This is a genomic window from Gracilibacillus sp. HCP3S3_G5_2, assembly GCF_052063305.1.
Taxonomy (GTDB): domain Bacteria; phylum Bacillota; class Bacilli; order Bacillales; family Amphibacillaceae; genus Gracilibacillus.
The window spans coordinates 1-16,324 of record NZ_JBQHXU010000014.1 but is presented as its reverse complement, the minus strand read 5'-3'; the positions used below and the strand labels follow the sequence as shown (position 1 = coordinate 16,324).

16 protein-coding genes are annotated in these 16,324 nt (G+C 35.8%); 11 read left to right on the top strand and 5 right to left on the bottom strand.

The annotated features are described in order from the left end of the window. Positions 1–6: 6 nt before the first annotated feature. From ACTNEP_RS17585 to ACTNEP_RS17555, 7 genes are all read left to right on the top strand, one after another. Entirely contained in the window at positions 7–3,246 is a 3,240-nt protein-coding gene (locus ACTNEP_RS17585) for a phage tail tape measure protein (RefSeq protein WP_441163280.1), read from the top strand. Next, positions 3,243–4,679 carry a distal tail protein Dit gene (locus tag ACTNEP_RS17580; RefSeq protein ID WP_441163279.1) on the top strand — a complete coding sequence of 479 codons (1,437 nt, stop codon included), beginning with the start codon at positions 3,243–3,245 and terminating at the stop codon, positions 4,677–4,679. Before ACTNEP_RS17585 ends, ACTNEP_RS17580 begins: the two co-directional genes overlap by 4 nt. A 15-nt stretch (positions 4,680–4,694) precedes the next feature. After that, complete coding sequence (locus tag ACTNEP_RS17575; protein WP_441163278.1) at positions 4,695–7,910, top strand: phage tail spike protein; 3,216 nt, start codon at positions 4,695–4,697, stop codon at positions 7,908–7,910. 1 nt (position 7,911) lies between these two features. Then, positions 7,912–8,085, top strand: a complete 174-nt coding sequence (locus ACTNEP_RS17570; protein WP_441163277.1) for a hypothetical protein — start codon at positions 7,912–7,914, stop codon at positions 8,083–8,085. 11 nt (positions 8,086–8,096) lie between these two features. Then, positions 8,097–8,789 (top strand): hypothetical protein, encoded by a 693-nt coding sequence (locus tag ACTNEP_RS17565; RefSeq protein ID WP_441163276.1) that lies wholly within the window; start codon positions 8,097–8,099, stop codon positions 8,787–8,789. 241 nt (positions 8,790–9,030) lie between these two features. Then, positions 9,031–9,459 carry a phage holin family protein gene (locus ACTNEP_RS17560; RefSeq protein ID WP_441163275.1) on the top strand — a complete coding sequence of 143 codons (429 nt, stop codon included), beginning with the start codon at positions 9,031–9,033 and terminating at the stop codon, positions 9,457–9,459. Between the two features lies 1 nt (position 9,460). Further along, positions 9,461–10,360, top strand: a complete 900-nt coding sequence (locus ACTNEP_RS17555) for a peptidoglycan recognition protein family protein (RefSeq protein WP_441163274.1) — start codon at positions 9,461–9,463, stop codon at positions 10,358–10,360. A 159-nt stretch (positions 10,361–10,519) separates the two neighbouring features. On the opposite strand, the gene ACTNEP_RS17550 is transcribed toward ACTNEP_RS17555, so the two are convergent. The 4 genes from ACTNEP_RS17550 to ACTNEP_RS17535 form a co-directional block, all read right to left on the bottom strand. After that, positions 10,520–11,191 carry a hypothetical protein gene (locus ACTNEP_RS17550; protein ID WP_441163273.1) on the bottom strand — a complete coding sequence of 224 codons (672 nt, stop codon included), beginning with the start codon at positions 11,189–11,191 and terminating at the stop codon, positions 10,520–10,522. Then, positions 11,181–11,591 carry a DUF6941 family protein gene (locus ACTNEP_RS17545; protein ID WP_441163272.1) on the bottom strand — a complete coding sequence of 137 codons (411 nt, stop codon included), beginning with the start codon at positions 11,589–11,591 and terminating at the stop codon, positions 11,181–11,183. The genes ACTNEP_RS17550 and ACTNEP_RS17545 overlap by 11 nt, the downstream gene beginning before the upstream one ends. A 247-nt stretch (positions 11,592–11,838) precedes the next feature. Further along, positions 11,839–12,627 carry a hypothetical protein gene (locus tag ACTNEP_RS17540; RefSeq protein WP_441163271.1) on the bottom strand — a complete coding sequence of 263 codons (789 nt, stop codon included), beginning with the start codon at positions 12,625–12,627 and terminating at the stop codon, positions 11,839–11,841. A gap of 64 nt (positions 12,628–12,691) precedes the next feature. After that, the gene (locus ACTNEP_RS17535; protein ID WP_441163270.1) at positions 12,692–13,063 is read right to left on the bottom strand and encodes a hypothetical protein; all 372 of its coding nucleotides are present in this window, start codon (positions 13,061–13,063) and stop codon (positions 12,692–12,694) included. Between the two features lie 131 nt (positions 13,064–13,194). Here ACTNEP_RS17535 and ACTNEP_RS17530 point away from each other — a divergent pair, with 131 nt between their 5' ends. From ACTNEP_RS17530 to ACTNEP_RS17515, 4 genes are all read left to right on the top strand, one after another. Continuing rightward, a complete protein-coding gene (locus ACTNEP_RS17530; RefSeq protein WP_441163269.1) occupies positions 13,195–13,392 on the top strand; it encodes a hypothetical protein in 198 nt (65 codons plus the stop codon). Between the two features lie 58 nt (positions 13,393–13,450). After that, complete coding sequence (locus tag ACTNEP_RS17525; protein WP_441163268.1) at positions 13,451–14,137, top strand: hypothetical protein; 687 nt, start codon at positions 13,451–13,453, stop codon at positions 14,135–14,137. Between the two features lie 247 nt (positions 14,138–14,384). After that, the gene (locus ACTNEP_RS17520; protein ID WP_441163267.1) at positions 14,385–15,692 is read left to right on the top strand and encodes an HD domain-containing protein; all 1,308 of its coding nucleotides are present in this window, start codon (positions 14,385–14,387) and stop codon (positions 15,690–15,692) included. Positions 15,693–15,711: 19 nt separating this feature from the next. Continuing rightward, a complete protein-coding gene (locus tag ACTNEP_RS17515) occupies positions 15,712–16,206 on the top strand; it encodes a YwgA family protein (protein WP_441163266.1) in 495 nt (164 codons plus the stop codon). A 37-nt stretch (positions 16,207–16,243) separates the two neighbouring features. Here ACTNEP_RS17515 and ACTNEP_RS17510 read toward each other — a convergent pair. After that, positions 16,244–16,324: IS3 family transposase (locus ACTNEP_RS17510; protein WP_441160601.1), on the bottom strand; the 81-nt coding region annotated here is incomplete at its 5' end.

Below are 16,324 nucleotides of genomic sequence, written 5' to 3'. Positions count from 1 at the left end.
ATCGCGTTGGCAAATGTAGGTGCATTAAGAACTACCATAAGTTTAGACTCAGCACAATTTACGCAATCTATGGCAGGTGTTAACCGTCAGTTAAAAAGTCTGCAACAAGAGCAAAAAGCGGTCACCTCTAGTGGTACTGGTTTTGCACGTGGTGTAGATGAACTAAGAAAAAAATCAGATGTACTAAGCAGAACATTGCAATTGCAACAAGCAAAGGTTAATGAATTAAGACGTCGATATGAAGATAGCAGAAAAGCTACTGGTGAAAACTCGAAAGAAACACAAAAGGCTATGACTGCCTATCAAAAAGCAACTGCAGAAATGAACAAAACCGAGAATGCTTTAAAGGGGATTAATGAAGAGCTAAATCGCCAAACTAACCCTTGGCTACAACTTGAACAGAACATGACCAATGCCGGCGAAAAGCTAACTTCTACCGGAGAAAAAATGACTACCTTCGGAAGAAATATGAGCATGAGAGTTACTGCGCCTATTTTAGGTTTGGGTGGTGCCATGCTTAGGACTGGTATGGAATTTGAATCTTCCATGTCTAACGTTCAGGCAATTAGTGGTGCAACTGGATCAGATCTTGAAAAATTAGAAGGTAGAGCAAGAGAATTAGGAGCTACCACATCTAAAAGCTCAAGTGAAGCAGCAGATGCGCTAGGTTATATGGCTTTGGCAGGTTGGGATACAACTCAGATGATGGAAGGATTAGAGCCTGTCCTTCGATTATCTGAAGCAGGTAATATCGATCTTGCTCGTGCGTCTGACTTAGTTACAGACTCTATGTCAGCATTGCAGATTGAAGTGAAAGACTTACCACAATATTTAGATAATGTTGCTGAAGCGTCGAGAAGTTCTAACACTTCCATTGATCAGCTTATGCAAGCCTATGTTACTGCAGGAGGTAACTTAGCACAGTTTAATGTACCACTTGACGAATCCACAGCACTTTTAGGTCTATTAGCCAACAGAGGTTTAAAAGGTAGCGAAGCGGGCCGAGCATTAAATGCTATCATGGTTAATTTAACAAGTGGTGCTGGACAAGCTGGAGCAGCATTAGAAGAGTTAGAGATAAGTGCATTTGATGCAGACGGTCAGTTTATTGGTTTAGAAGAAACTTTACGTCTTGTAAAAGATCGAACCAAAGATATGACAGACGAGCAAAAGGCACAATATATATCTATGATTGCTGGTAAAGAACATTTGAAATCATTCCAGGGGTTACTTGCTGGTCTTGATGATGAATACGGCGAGTTAAAAGATAGTGTATCTGATGCAGATGGTGCTTTAGATAACATGGCCAAAACTATGCAAGATAATGCACAAGGTAATATTGAACGTTTAAAATCGTCATTTGGTGAGCTATCCATCCAGTTCTCAGAACACGTACTACCTGTATTTACAAGAGGTGTAGAAAAGGTAACAGAACTAGTGGATTGGTTTGGAAGTCTCGATAAATCTACACAGGATAACATCATTAAGATGGGTGCTTTTGCGGCTGCTATAGGTCCCGTCTCTTTAATGTTAGGTGGAATCACTAAAACTGCAGGTGGAACAGTTACTGTATTAGGTCGGTTAGCTGGTGTTATTGGTAGATCTGGTGGGGGTGGTGCTACAGGCGGTGTGGCAGGTAAAGCTACACTTGCAGGCGGTTTAGGTTTGCTAGGCGCAAGCGGTGGCCCTGTTGCGTTAGCTACCTTAGCTATTGCAGGATTAACTGCAGGTGGAATTGCTCTTCACAATCATATGAAGAAAGATGTGATTCCAGAGATTGATCTCTTTGGTGATTCAGTTTCAGAATCTACTCAAAAAGCTGTTGGTGGATTTATGGAATTGAATGATCAAGCTACTGGGCAATTGAATGAATTAGTTTGGGGCGGTAAAGAGATCACGGAAGAGATGGCTGAGTCATTGACTGGAAACTTCGAACAAATGGGAGATCAGATTGTAGAAGGTCTAGAAAAACACAAACAAGAAGGAATAGCAACACTTGAGAATTTATTTGCAGAATCCGAAACACTGAGTGCAGAGAGTAATGCCAATTTATTAAATGATATTATCAACAGTTATGATGAGCGAATTAAAGTAGAGGAAGAAAGAACAGCTAGAATGATAGAAATTGTTCAGACAGAAAAAGATGAAAACGGGAAAATAAACAAAGAGGCAAATGAGGAGCTACAGCGACTGCTTAATGAAAGAAAAAACGATGCTATAGAAATTTTAAGTGAAAATGAAGAAGAACAGCGAATCATCTTGGAAAGAATGAAAGATCAAGCAGATGATATTGGAAAGAGGCAAATGGCAGACACTATCAAGAATTCTATCGATACTAAAGATGCTGTTATTGCTGAAGCTGAAGAACAATACTATTCAGAAAAACTAATTTTAGAAAAAGCGAAAGAAAACCTACCGCCAGAACGAAGGAAAATGGTTGACGAGTTAATCAAAGAAGCCGAACGCCAAAAAGACGAAACAATAAAAAACGCAGAAGCTATGCATCAAAGTGTAATTGATACAGCGAAAGAACAAAATCCTAAACTGTTAGAGCAAATAGACATAACTACAGGTAAAGTTCTTAGCAGGTGGGAACGATTAGCATATGATTCGGGAGTTGAATTCGCAAAAATATACACTAAAGGTAAAGAAGTATATGAGAATGTGAAAGAAGTATTTAAAAAAGCAATTACTATGCCTTCACCTAATTTGGGTGATACTGCATCACTAATAAATGATGCTCGGAAAGCTTGGAATAAAGTAAGTAACATATTTACTAAGAAAATCACTATGCCGGCTCCTAGTGCGCGAGAACCGAATTTGCAGCATAAGCAATACCCAAACCACTACAACGGTACTGATCATTTTGAGGGTGGTCTGACTTGGATTGGTGAAAAAGGCTTCGAGTTAGCTAGATATGGTGATAATTGGGGATTATATGATTTTGGTTTAGCAAACCTTCCCCGTGGAACTCAAATATTTACACATGAAGAATCTAAGAAAATCCTAAACTCATTGAACAATATACCTGCTTATGCTGGTGGTATTAGTCCTAGTGGTGAAGCGGATAGAATAGCATCTAGACTTAGTCAACCACAACAAGTACAAGGTGAAGCTGTGATTTATACAACGGTAATTAATCAAATGGATGGCCGAGAAATTGGAAGACACACCTATAAAAGTGTGACTGAGTTCCAGGAACGAGATCAGAAAATAAAAGAGTTATTTGGGGGTGGATCTGCTTGAAATCCTTAACTTTTAATGGTCAGAAAAAATCTTGGCTTTATCTTTTAGAAGGTAGACAAAAAGCCCCCTTTGCACCAAGACGTAATAACTTAGTCTATGCACCAGGAATGCCAGGCGCATATTATAAAGACGAAACGATTGATGTACTTTATATTACACAACCAGTAGGCTTTGTTGTAAAAGATGATGCAGATGCATTGGCTAAAAAAGATGAGTTAACTGAATGGCTATTAACCGGTGAAGTAGTAGAATTACAATTTGATGATGAACCAGACCGAACTTATTTTGCCAAGCTAGAAGGTACAATAGAAGATTTCAGCAAGTTTGTGGATCAGCGTAGAGGAACGCTGACTTTTTTATGTCCGGATCCATATAGTTACGGACCTGAAAAAACATTTAATGCTACAGGTGATTATTTTAATGTAAAAAATGAAGGATCAGCTGAAGCAGAGCCGATATTTGAATTTGAAGTGCAAGCTCCTATTACGTTTGTGATGATACAGAATCAACTAGGTGAATACAACATGATTGGTCAACCAGTAGATGCCGATTCTGTTGCTTTTGAGAGAGAAGAAAAAATAAAAGATGATGGCATGAGTTCTACAACTGGATGGACCGAAGGAACTCAAGTAGATAACGGCATTGTATCTGGAAGCATGTCTTCAGATGGCAGTGCTTTTGTCGTATCTAATTTTGGTACTCAAGGACAAGCAAAATGGTATGGCCCGGCATTAAAGACAAGTCTATCTGATACATTACAAGATTTTAAAGTAGATGTATTGGTGGAGAATATGAACAGTGCTGAAGGTGTTGGTCGTGTTGAAATTGCTTTACTTGATGTAAATAACAATGAAATAGCCAATATGAAAATGACAGATGCATGGGAAAACTTGAAGCGTAATCGGCCATCTGGATTTATTCGAAATGGTGATACAACTAGACAACTTATAAGTATTTATGAGCAACGAGAATACGAGTACTGGAATGACTTCAATGGAATGTTGCGCTTTCAACGAATCGGAAAAGAATGGATGTTATATGTTGCGATTATTCGTCCAGATGGAACACATCATGGTAGACGTATTGCGAGATTTAAAGATAATCAGGAATTATTTCAACAGCGTGTGGCTCAAATCCAAGTTCACATGGGTATCTTTGATCAACACCCAGCAACAAATATGAAAGTGAAAGATCTAAAAGTATGGAAGATTAATAATCCCAGTGATTTTGAAATTCCGTACATTGCCTATCCAGGAGACAAGATCGTTTTTGATCATACAAACAATGGTGAGGTCAGAATAAACGGAGAACCATATGAAGCTAGTATTTTAGGTGCTGATTATTTCACACTTGAAAAAGGCGAGAATCAATTGGTGACTATGCCAGATGGTGCATTAAAAACAACTGGTAAATATAGAGAAAGATATGGTTGATAAGGAGGTGAGAATTTGAGCCAATTATTTATTGCAAATGGTCAAACGGATGAAGCGTTAGGGCATATACGATACAGAAATGTTATATCTAATAGCCATAAAAAATCACTTGAAGATGGCAGTGAAACATTTGAGTTCACTACTTTTGCCGATCAATCGTATTCGGAGCACTTGACTGGTAATAATCGAATGATTGTTCCAGGAGAAGACGGCGAGTTTTTAGAATTTATCATTGTAGATGTGCAAGAGGATCGTATTGAACGGCAAAAAGAAGTATTTGCTTATGCTAGTTATGCAGAATTAAGCACTGCTAGGGTGATACAACCACATAGAACACAAGCTTTGTCAGCTGAAGCACATGTTAATCAAGCTTTGCTAAGTACTGAATGGCAAGTTGGTAATGTGGTCTTTGACGGCGTTAGGACGATCACTTTCGAGAGTCACACCAATCCTCTTGCTTATTTAAAACGTGTCGCATCTGTATTTAACTTAGAATTAAGATTCCGCATTGAACACGACAGCGGAAAAATTACAGGTCGTTATGTTGATCTAGTTGAAAAGGTAGGAGAATGGCGAGGGCGAAGAGTTGAATTTGGCAAGGATTTAATAGGTCTTAGACGTGTGGAAAACACAGAGGATATAGTGACAGCCTTAGAGGTGTTAGGCCCTATTGATGAAGATGGAAACCGTCTATCTGTAATTGTAGAAGACGAGGAAGCTACCCAACGTTGGGGAAGAGATGGCAAGCATATTATTAAAACATATGAGCCGACTTTTGAAGCAGAAGAAAATGCAACTGAAGCACGGTTAATAGAGCTAGGTGAACAAGAATTAGCTAAACGTGTTAATGCTATTGTTAGCTATGAAGGAACGATTGCTGACCTTGAAAATGTTCCTGGTCTCGAAAATAAGAAAATACGATTTGGAGACACCATTCAAATTAAAGATACTAGGTATGAGCCTGCACTCTATTTAGAAGCACGTATCTTTTATCAAGATCGAGATATAAAAGATCAATCAGAAAAACAAATACGACTTGGTGATTTTATCGAGTATACAGAGGAAGAAGTTAATTCCATATGGAAACAACTTGAACAACAAATCAATAGTAAAATTAATGCCGCTCAAGCACATGAGCAACTTAGACAGTATACGTATGAAAAAGCAACTATCGACAATAAAGACCATCAAGTAAAAACAGATGTAGAATCTTATGCTAATACAGTATCTAGTGCAGCGAAAGATGAGGCTATAACATACACCAACAATACGGTTGAGCCGATTGTGACTAACGTAAATAATCTTGATAAAAAAGTAGCCGATTTATCTTTAAACGTGGATGGCAACAATACTAGATTAGCTAATGCCGAATCTAGTATCCGTCAAGCAATGGACGAGATTAGTTTTAAAGTTGATGCCACTTATGTACAAGGTGCTATTGCGGATATTGAGATTGGTGCTACAAACCTGCAAGTTGGAACAAGTGACGAATATGAAGTTTATAATCAAACGTCAACATGGGGAGATTATAGTCCTTACCCATTAGTAGAAGGTGTTCCGGGGCAAGTCTATACAGCAAGGGTATACTTAAAATCGGATGCCAATAACATTAAGGATGTTGGCTTACGTGTACGGACACAAGACGACGACGGTAGTTGGTCAACTGATACAGATTTTACTGGGAATTGGATTAGTCCCGGTGAAGAAGGGTATTCTACCGTTACTTTTACCATGCCTGAAAATAGAACGCAGATGAGGTTAATGGTTGTCAGATTTAGAACAAATGAGAGTAGCAGAAGTATTGTAGGATACAAAGAAGCTAAATTAGAAAAAGGCGACAAAGCAACAGATTGGTCACCAGCTCCTGCAGACACAGACGCACTTATCGCAGACGTGCAAGGAGAAATTTCCATCATGGGTGGTATCATCCAACAAAAAGCGGATGCAATTGTTGTTGATGATGTGTCAGCTAGAGTGACATCCGCAGAGCAATCAATTAATGCATTAGAGGGAGAAATTACCTCAAAAGTGAGCGAAACAGAGTTTAATACTTTAGAAGGGCGTGTTGACACTGCTGAATCGGAAATATCGCAACAAGCCAATTTAATATCGCAAAAAGTCGAAGAAAACGACGTACGCTCCATATTCACGCAGGAAGCAGATTCCTTCACATTTGATGCGGATCAAATTAATTTTGATGGCCATGTATTTGGTCAAGATGCTACTTTTAACGGAACGATTGAGGGTGCAGAGATTAATGGTTCTACATTTAATTCTCGGTTAAACAGTAGAAATTACACCACCATTTCGGATAATCACTTTCATAGCGAAGGGGATTACTGGGATGATTGGGGTGGTAGTGGTGATGGAACCAATAACTTATATGGTATTTTTGATATAAACGATGGAAAATTCACTTTGAGGACTGGTCAAATTAGCTCCAATGGTTCACGTGAAGCGTGGTCGACAGGGGTAGAGTTCAATCATCTCGGTATGATTGTCAGCAATTCAGCTGGTGCAGGTGCTTATATCAGTAATGGCGGTACGATTAGTTTTGGTGATTGGTATGGAGGAAGCGAACGATCATCTATATTCCCATTTGGAAACAGCTTATTAATAGATGCCCGATATTTAGTTAAAATACAAACTGGATTAGAGGTATCTAATGCTAGTGGTTACGATAATGATAGTGGTTTGCTTTTTCCTGACAATAATGCGATTAGTATGAGTGGTAGTGATTTAACTGTTTATCCTAATCGTGCCAATGGAATAGCTTTTCAAGTTAGATCACATAACAATAGAAGTTCATTTAGAAGTGACTTTATCGTTACTGGATTAGGAAATGTCCAAGCTCCTGGCGCTTATTCTAACACAACAGGTTCAAGTGCAAATGTGCAAATAAACAGTAATGGTACATTGGCGAGATCAACTTCTGCGCGGAAGTATAAACATGATATCCAATTAGCAACTGATATTGATCCCAAAAAGATATTACAACTAGAAGTAAAAAGTTGGTATGACAAGCCGGAATTAGAGCGAAATGGTGGATCTACAGAAGGTCTCAAACGATATTACGGTCTCATTGCCAATGAATTTGAAGAAGTAGGACTATCGGAGTTTTGTGTTTATGAGAACGGCGAAATTGAGAATTTCAATGATCGAGCATGGACGTTGTTAATTCCGATTATTAAAGAATTAAAAGAAGAAATAGAATTATTAAAGGAGCGATAAAATGCAACAAAATACTGACACAATATTAAACATTTTGAATAACGAATGGGCGAATGATTTAAAAATAGCAAAAAGTAAAATAGCTATACTTGCAGCAGAGAACGAACAACTAAAACGGGAAAATGAAACGTTGAGAAAGGGAAGAGAAAAGCTAGAAGAAGAAAACGCTGAATAGGCTTATTTTTTATGCAGGAATTCCCCCCTTTTTGTCGAATATTGATAAGAAGGGGGAATATTACTATTAAAACTTCATTAAAAAATTTCAGTTTAGCTTGTTTATTAGGTGCAGTTTTTGTATTACTTATAGCTGGCGTAATCATAGCGATTAGACAAATTCCAGTTTCACTTAAAAGCTATGAGATAGGTTTAATATCAGCGATTCTAGGGGGAATAGTTAGTGGTGGATTAACATTAATAGGTGTAAAAGCAACTTTAAATAATCAGTATAATAAAGATTTTAAAGATCTATATCCTAGAAGGAAAATGATACTAGATGAAGAAATTGAGGTCATGGGTAAAATAATATCTTTTATTGAAAACGAAATTATTAACTCTATTAATAATAGTCAGCGATTAGATGACAGAATAAAGCTGATGGAATCACTTATTGAGAATGCAACTATTGTAAACGGAGAAACCTATGAGAATACTAAAAAATTCATACAAGAATGTAAAAAGATAGAAAACTTATTATATAACTTCTATCAAGATGCAAAGTATGATCCTATTAAAGGGAATTATAATGAGTTAGATCCGAGTATTCTTCAATCTAATAAACAGTTTATCGAGAGTACCAAACAATTGAATTTGTATAAAGACAATCTAGTTAGTCAATTGAAAAAGATGGATAAGAAGTATAAAGAACTGACTGGAATGTAAGCATCTCAATTGAGGTGCTTTATTTATGTCGGAAAAGTTAAGAGGTGATACCAGATGGGCAAGCAAGGTCAATCTAAGACTAAGCAAGCTAATCAAAAAAATGGCCACAAAGGGAAATATGCCAAAGGAAACAAGAAAGGGAAGAAGTAAATGATGGGAGGGCGCATATTGCGCTCTCTTTTTTATACCCAAAATAAAAAGAGGGGGTCTTACTTATTATGAAAAATGAGGAGATGACAAGATGGGAGCTGTTAACTTGGAACATTTAGAAGCTGCACGAATGTATCTTTTCGGAGATGTTAAGTTTTTGCATTTATTATTGTTGTTGATGGCATTGGACATTGTCACAGGAGTTTTTAAAGCAATAAAGAATGGGCGATTATGGTCAAGGAAGTCTCTATTCGGCTACGCTAGAAAGTTGCTTATTCTAGTAGTGATTATTCTGGCTAACGTGGTAGATCAAATACTTGGATTAAACGGTGCAGTCACTTATGCGACTGTGCTTTTTTATATTGCCAATGAAGGTCTAAGTATAATTGAGAACCTTGCTGAAGTAGGAGTCCTAGTGCCAGCTGGACTAGCTGAGAAATTGAAGTCTATTGATCAAGAGAATAGTCAAAGCATTACGGAAGAAATTCGCAATGAATTTAATGATAAGGAGGAAAAATAAGATGGTAAACATTAAAAAATGGATTGTTCCAGATGATGTTGCTGCAAAAGTAACTTATGGCAATAACAACGGTAAAAAAACCGTTACGGTACATCAAACAGGCAATACTAATAAAGGCGCTAATGCTGTCGCTCATGCTAAGATTCAATTAAAGGGTAATCCACGTGATGCGTCTTGGCATTACCAAGTTGATGATATTCAAGTTATCCAGTCGTTTGAAGATGATGCACAATGTTGGCATGCAACAGATGGTCGTGGTCCAGGTAACTTAGATTCCATTGCAGTTGAACTTTGTATTAATTCTGATGGTGATTATAAAAAGACATTAGAAAATGGCGCGGAATTAGTTAGACATTTATTAAAAAGACACAATTTATCTATCAATGATGTAAAACAGCATAATGACTGGTATCCTAAGAACTGTCCGGCACAATTAAGAGCAGGTAAAGACGGTATTTCATGGAATGACTTTTTAAGCATGGTGGAAGGTAAAGTTATTAAACCACCTAAGAAAAAGGTTAAGTCTGAATCAACTAAGAAAAGTACATCTTCTAAGCCAAAAGCTAATTTAAAGATAGATGGGAAATGGGGTAATGCTACTACTAGAGCATTGCAGCAATATCTTGATACAGTTGTAGATGGTATTATCAGTGACCAATTACGTAATTCCATCACCGAAGCTTTTTACGGATCCACTATTGATTTTGGAAATGGTCGTAAAGGTAGTCTAGTCATTAAGGCGCTACAGAGCAAGATAGGTGCAAAAGTTGATGGTTTGCTAGGTCCTGAAACTATTGGAAAGTTACAACAGTATTTAGGTACTGTTTATGATAAGAAATTAAGTAGGCCGTCACTGGTAGTAGAGGAAATGCAAAGAAGATTGAATGCTGGTACGTTTTAGATAAATAGAAAGGACCACCCTCAAAAGTGGTCCTTAGATTGCTTAGAGGTGAAAACAATCAACTTAACCCAAGGTTAATTATTAATAAAGTATTGGTGGTTATGGTCTATCATATTTTTATTTTTTGTTATAGTTAGGTATAAATGAACATACCAAGGATTAAGAGATTATTAAAGCGACTATTGATGCGACTACTACGGCTGATATTCCTATAATAGTTGCAATACCGGACCATTTGTTAGTGTTTGCGATACTCTCATTATGCTTGACGAGGTTTGAAATTATTTCTTGTGTTTGTTGGAAATCCTGCTTTAAGTTTTGGAACTCTTGTTTCATATCAGATTTGAACTCTTTATTATCTTCTTTTATTTCATTTTTAAAATCTTTAGTATCATCTTTGATTTCGGTAATTAACTGATGAATACGCTCTTCACGTTCTTTGTTTTCTTGGTGGTATTTATCAAGAGAGCGTTCAAATCGTTCTTCGCGTGCATTTATTTCTTCTCGGGTTCGACTTTCTCTTTCACGCATATCATCTTTTAACTCTTTGAAAAACGTATCGAAATTTTGGTTTTCCATATTATCACCTACCTCAAAGGATGATTTTAATTCATTTTCGTCTAATGGTTCATCATTATTTTCCATAGTATTTACTAAATTTTTTAAAATGAAACTGTTATTAGTTATCATTTTATTCGCTACTTTTGGATTCCTCATATTATTATCGAGTTGTTCGAGTAGCTTATCTGGTATTTTACTTGGGTGTTCCACTTGGGCTCCGTTCACTTCAATATTATCGTTGTTTAATACTATGATATGATCATCTGCCATTTTGATCACCTTTATATTGTTTCACAGGAAATTTAAGCTCTTTTGAGTTTTCTTCTTCATCCCATAATATCCGGACATTTACTTTGTATATACCTTCTTCTTTTAAAAGGATATTTTTAAAAGGAATGTTAATAAGAGTGTGGGTTGCATTTGTTACTCCAGGCTTTGTAGAAAAATTAATATCTGCATCCCATATTTTTTCATGTGGAGATGATAAATCAATTATAATACGATACTCCTTAGTTGGGTCAATTTCAAAAATAGAAAAAGATAATGAGAATGAAAATTGACCTGGAATTACCATAGGTGTAATTTGAGCGTAAGGGTTATTTATTGTGAAACCTCTATTATTGTTATCGAAAACTTCATCACATATAATAACATATCCAATTTGAGCCATATAAATCATCCTTTGCGACGCTAGTAATAATATTATGTATTTAAATAGTAAGTATTAATAGCATACCATAAAATATATTTGGTGTAATACTGTAACTTTATATAATACTTCTACACACCTTTACAAAATTCCTGCAAAAACATCATAATTTTTATCATTTTATCCATACTAAAAAGCAGTGCCGTAATGCTAACACTAACACTGCATTCCCCTCAACACCCATCACTAACAAGTGGTGGGATTCTTTCTAATGCCTTATTCTAATACCGCTATTTTTGATAATTGTGTTCGGAGCATAATTATCTAAAATCTTCTTTAACTCAATTTTTCCGGATTCCGACATTTTAGGACCGCATAGTATTTCTAAGTCTTCAAAAACATCATCCTTTAATGGTAAATCAACATACCCAAGATCTTCTCTTGTTCTTATTTTATCAATTAGCTCTTCGGGTGCTTCTGAGTGTTCGAAAAAAAATATTTCATTTGCATTTAGGGGGATTGAGGACAGTCTATATCTCCATTCTTGTTGATCTTGCCACTCAACTTTTTTAAAAATACCGAGATCTTGAGTTAAAATTGTATAACTACCATCATTATGTTTTGTGTAAACTTTTGGTCTTAATAATCTATCTAGGTCTGTGTAAGTAACTCTAAATAGTTCTGCTTGAGTAGGTTGAAACAAAACATTTTCATTTTGCATTAAATCTAGCAACCCAATATTAAATTCATTATTAACATGGCCGCTTTTACCATGTAACGAAACTTTTCTATTTATTTTTTCTGTTTTAAAAATGTTAGGTTTCATTCTAATCCTAACCCCTTCATTTCCTCTAGAATAATTCCAAAGGAGCAAAGATTCGTTAGGATTACTTGTCCAACTACTAATATATATGAACCTTCCTAATTTTTGAAAATCTTTTGTATCTCCTTCTTCTAAGTCATCCATTCTACTTAAACTTGATAGTCTAAAAGTTTTGTTTTGTAGTATTAGTCTTAAAGTATCTAAATTTGTATAATGGTATAGATAATCAACCATAACGTAACCCTCGTTTCAAATTTATTTTTCATCCCAATTATAGTCAATATTATACAACCTGTCATTATTTTACCTGTAACTTATTTGATTCCATTAACTCCTCCAAAATCACCAACACCTTTTTCCTTATAGCCGGATTAAAATAGTTCCGTTTTTCCTCTTTGCGTTTAGAGTAGAAAGTATACTCCGTGAATTGATTATCTCTATTCGTTTGCAACACCTTTAAATTCTTTATGTGCATTTCCTGTTTTAATTCTCGTCGTTCTTCAATAGCTTTTTTCTCAATCGATTCTAACAATTTTAAATATGGCTCGTTGATCTTAAATATACTGTTATTTTGTAAAGTGTCCTTATCTTTTTGAATTACTTCGATGGCCATACTTAAAAATAGATAACGACTTAATATCTTGAATTCTTCATCGGTTATATAGCGCATAAATATCACCTCGAAATAAGAACGTTTGTTCTCATTATACGTCAAAACATTAATTTTATGCAATGGATAAAAAATGGAAGGAATTTAACAGTTAATGTCGAATCTATAGTGTAAAAGACATAGGAAGGTGGATGAACACGGTTTATGAGGAAGAGATGCAGCAAAGATCTATACATATATTGGATAGGGACAATGGCCAGACCTTTGTTTACTATGAGGATGAAGTGGAGAACTTAACCAACAGAGATTTACACCCTCTTAAACATCATTTACGTAAAAGAATGCATTTGATTAAACATGGAGCCTATGACAAAGCACCTACAATATAGTAGGTGTTTTTTCTCATGGAAATGTTGTAGAATAATGGAAGAAAGGGGAGAAGTTAGTGTGAAAAAATACATATTTTTCTTATTATTGTTTTTTGTAGTTGCTTGTTCTAATGATGGTGCAAGCAACGAATTAGAAGCGGATGATCAAGAACAAGCGGTCGAAGTAACAACTGATGAAGAAGATGTACAGAAGGATGAAGAGAAAGATACTGAAGATGATAGAAGTGAGGAAGAGATTGAAAGAGAAGGTGAATTGATCGATATAGGTCAGACAATCGACCGCGGAGATCATAAAGTTGAATTGTTAAATATTAAAGAATTAAATGATCAAATAACTGCAGGTCCTTTAGAAATAGATTTTGTGAATGCAAAAATAATTAAAATGTCTGCTATGTCAGAGGATATAAAATATATACTGGATAATTACGTTCCTATGAGTGATCGAGAAGAACTCGACTATATTCAATTAAGGTTAGATGTTGAAAATACAAGTGATCAAGATATTGTTTGGGATGGAGTTTCGGATTTAGTAACAGATAAAAAAGAACAAGTAGATGGTATTAAAAGAGAATTTATATCAGATGAAAACAATAAATATTTAGGTAACGTAAAAAAAGAATTGGTTCTTGGTTTTATTGTGGATGATTCTGATATAAATGATTTAAGAATCTTATTTAATAGAATTTATAAAGATACCTTTGAAGAAATAGAAGATACGTTTGAATATAAATTAACGTTTGATTGATGTATAAGCACCTACCGAATAAGTAGGTGCTTATAGTTTATCCCTTATTGTCTACCCACATATTTTTGTCCCAAATTAGCCCCAAAAGTTGCCCCAAAAACATTCATTTGTATTCATTATTTTGCGTTTGCGTTTTAAACTGATTAGTAGTAAAGTATTGATATAACAAGGTTTAGAAGTAGTTGTTTCGGTAATTTACTATTAGATAATGATACTAATAGTAAGAAAAAAGAGGAAGGTATTTGCTATGGCTTATAAAGATGATCAGTTACATGAGGAGAAAGTATTCAAGGATCCTGTCCATCGCTATGTCCATGTTAGGGACCGGGTAATATGGGATTTGATCGGCACAAGAGAATTCCAGCGACTGAGACGGATCAAGCAATTAGGCACATCTTTTTTAACCTTTCACGGAGCAGAGCACAGTCGTTTTAACCATTCACTAGGAGTTTATGAAATTGTCCGTCGTATTTTGATCAATTTTGAGGACAGGCCGAATTGGAATCGTGAAGAACGATTACTATGTTTATGTGCTGCATTACTCCATGATTTAGGACATGGGCCCTTTTCCCATTCATTTGAAAAAGTGTTTAAGTTAGATCACGAAGAATTTACTCGATCGATTATCTTAGGGGATACGGAAGTCAATCAAGTTTTAACAAATGTCGGAATTGAATTTCCGCAAAAAGTTGCCGATGTTATTAATAAGACCTATCATGATAAATTAGTCGTTAGTCTGATCTCTAGTCAGATTGATGCTGATCGGATGGATTACTTGCAGCGTGATGCTTATTTTACCGGTGTAAGCTATGGTCACTTTGATATGGAGCGGATATTGCGTGTGATGCGCCCCGTAGAAGATCAAGTCGTTATTAAGGATTCGGGAATGCATGCGGTAGAAGATTACATTATGAGCCGATACCAGATGTATTGGCAAGTCTATTTTCATCCTGTTACCCGCAGCGCTGAAGTGATTCTGACAAAAATTCTCCACCGTGTCAAAGCGTTATATAATAAGGGCTATACGTTTAAAGTAGAACCAGCCCCATTTGTTTCTTTCTTTAAGAAACAAGTGTCACTTGATGATTACATAAAGTTGGATGAAGCAGTAGTATTATATTATTTCCAAATGTGGGCGGAAGAAGATGACGCTATTTTAAGTGATTTAGCATATCGCTTTATGAATCGTCGTTTATTTAAATATGTTGAATTTAATCCGAATTTACAAATGAATGAGTGGATGCAGCTTTATCAACTATTCCGTGATATTGATCTTGACCCGGATTATTATTTAGTAGTGGATTCCTCATCCGATTTACCATATGATTTTTACCGGCCGGGAGAGGAAGAGGAAAGGTTGCCGATTCATTTATTAATGCCAAATAAAGAACTTCGTGAGTTATCACGTCAATCAGATATTGTGGAGGCAATTTCAGGTAAAAGACGGACGGATCATAAGTTATATTATCCCAAAGACTTTATTGAACAGTTGTCAGAGGATAGACCGGAGAAACAAAAAATAAAAAATATATTAAATAACAAACAAGAAAGCTAAAGAAACTGGGGTGTTTTCATTGCTAGATAATCATGCAAAGCTTGTTAAAGTAATTGCAGCATCGGAAGGAATAGTAGGGCGCAAAAAATTACAAAAAATCATCTACATCATGAAAAAATTAGGTTTACCTTTTGAGGAGAAGTATACCTTTTACTTTTATGGACCTTATTCAGAGGAGTTAAGCTTACGAATCGAGGAGATTACCAATCTAGGTTTTGTCTCAGAGGTAAAAGAGAAGAAGAGTAATTATTATCAATATCGCTATCAAGTAACCGAGCAGGGAGAGGAATTTCTTGAGCATTCCAAGACAGATCTTCCTTTAGTAGAGTCGATTGTACAGGAAATGAAGGAGCAGAGCTCACGCTTTCTAGAACTTGTGGCAACCGTACTTTATTTTGATCACTTGCCGAAGCCTGAGATCGAAAAAAAAATACAGGAAGTCAAGAAAAAATCGAACTATACACGAGAAGATATCGAAGAAGCTTGGGCATTTATTGATAAATTGCAAAAATAACCCATTAAGGTGGTTACCCCTAAAAGTTAGAGTTTTATTATGAAGCTGATTGGCTGGATTGAGTTCGGTATTCAACTGGACTCAATCCAGCTAATTTTTTCTTTGATCGTTCATGGTT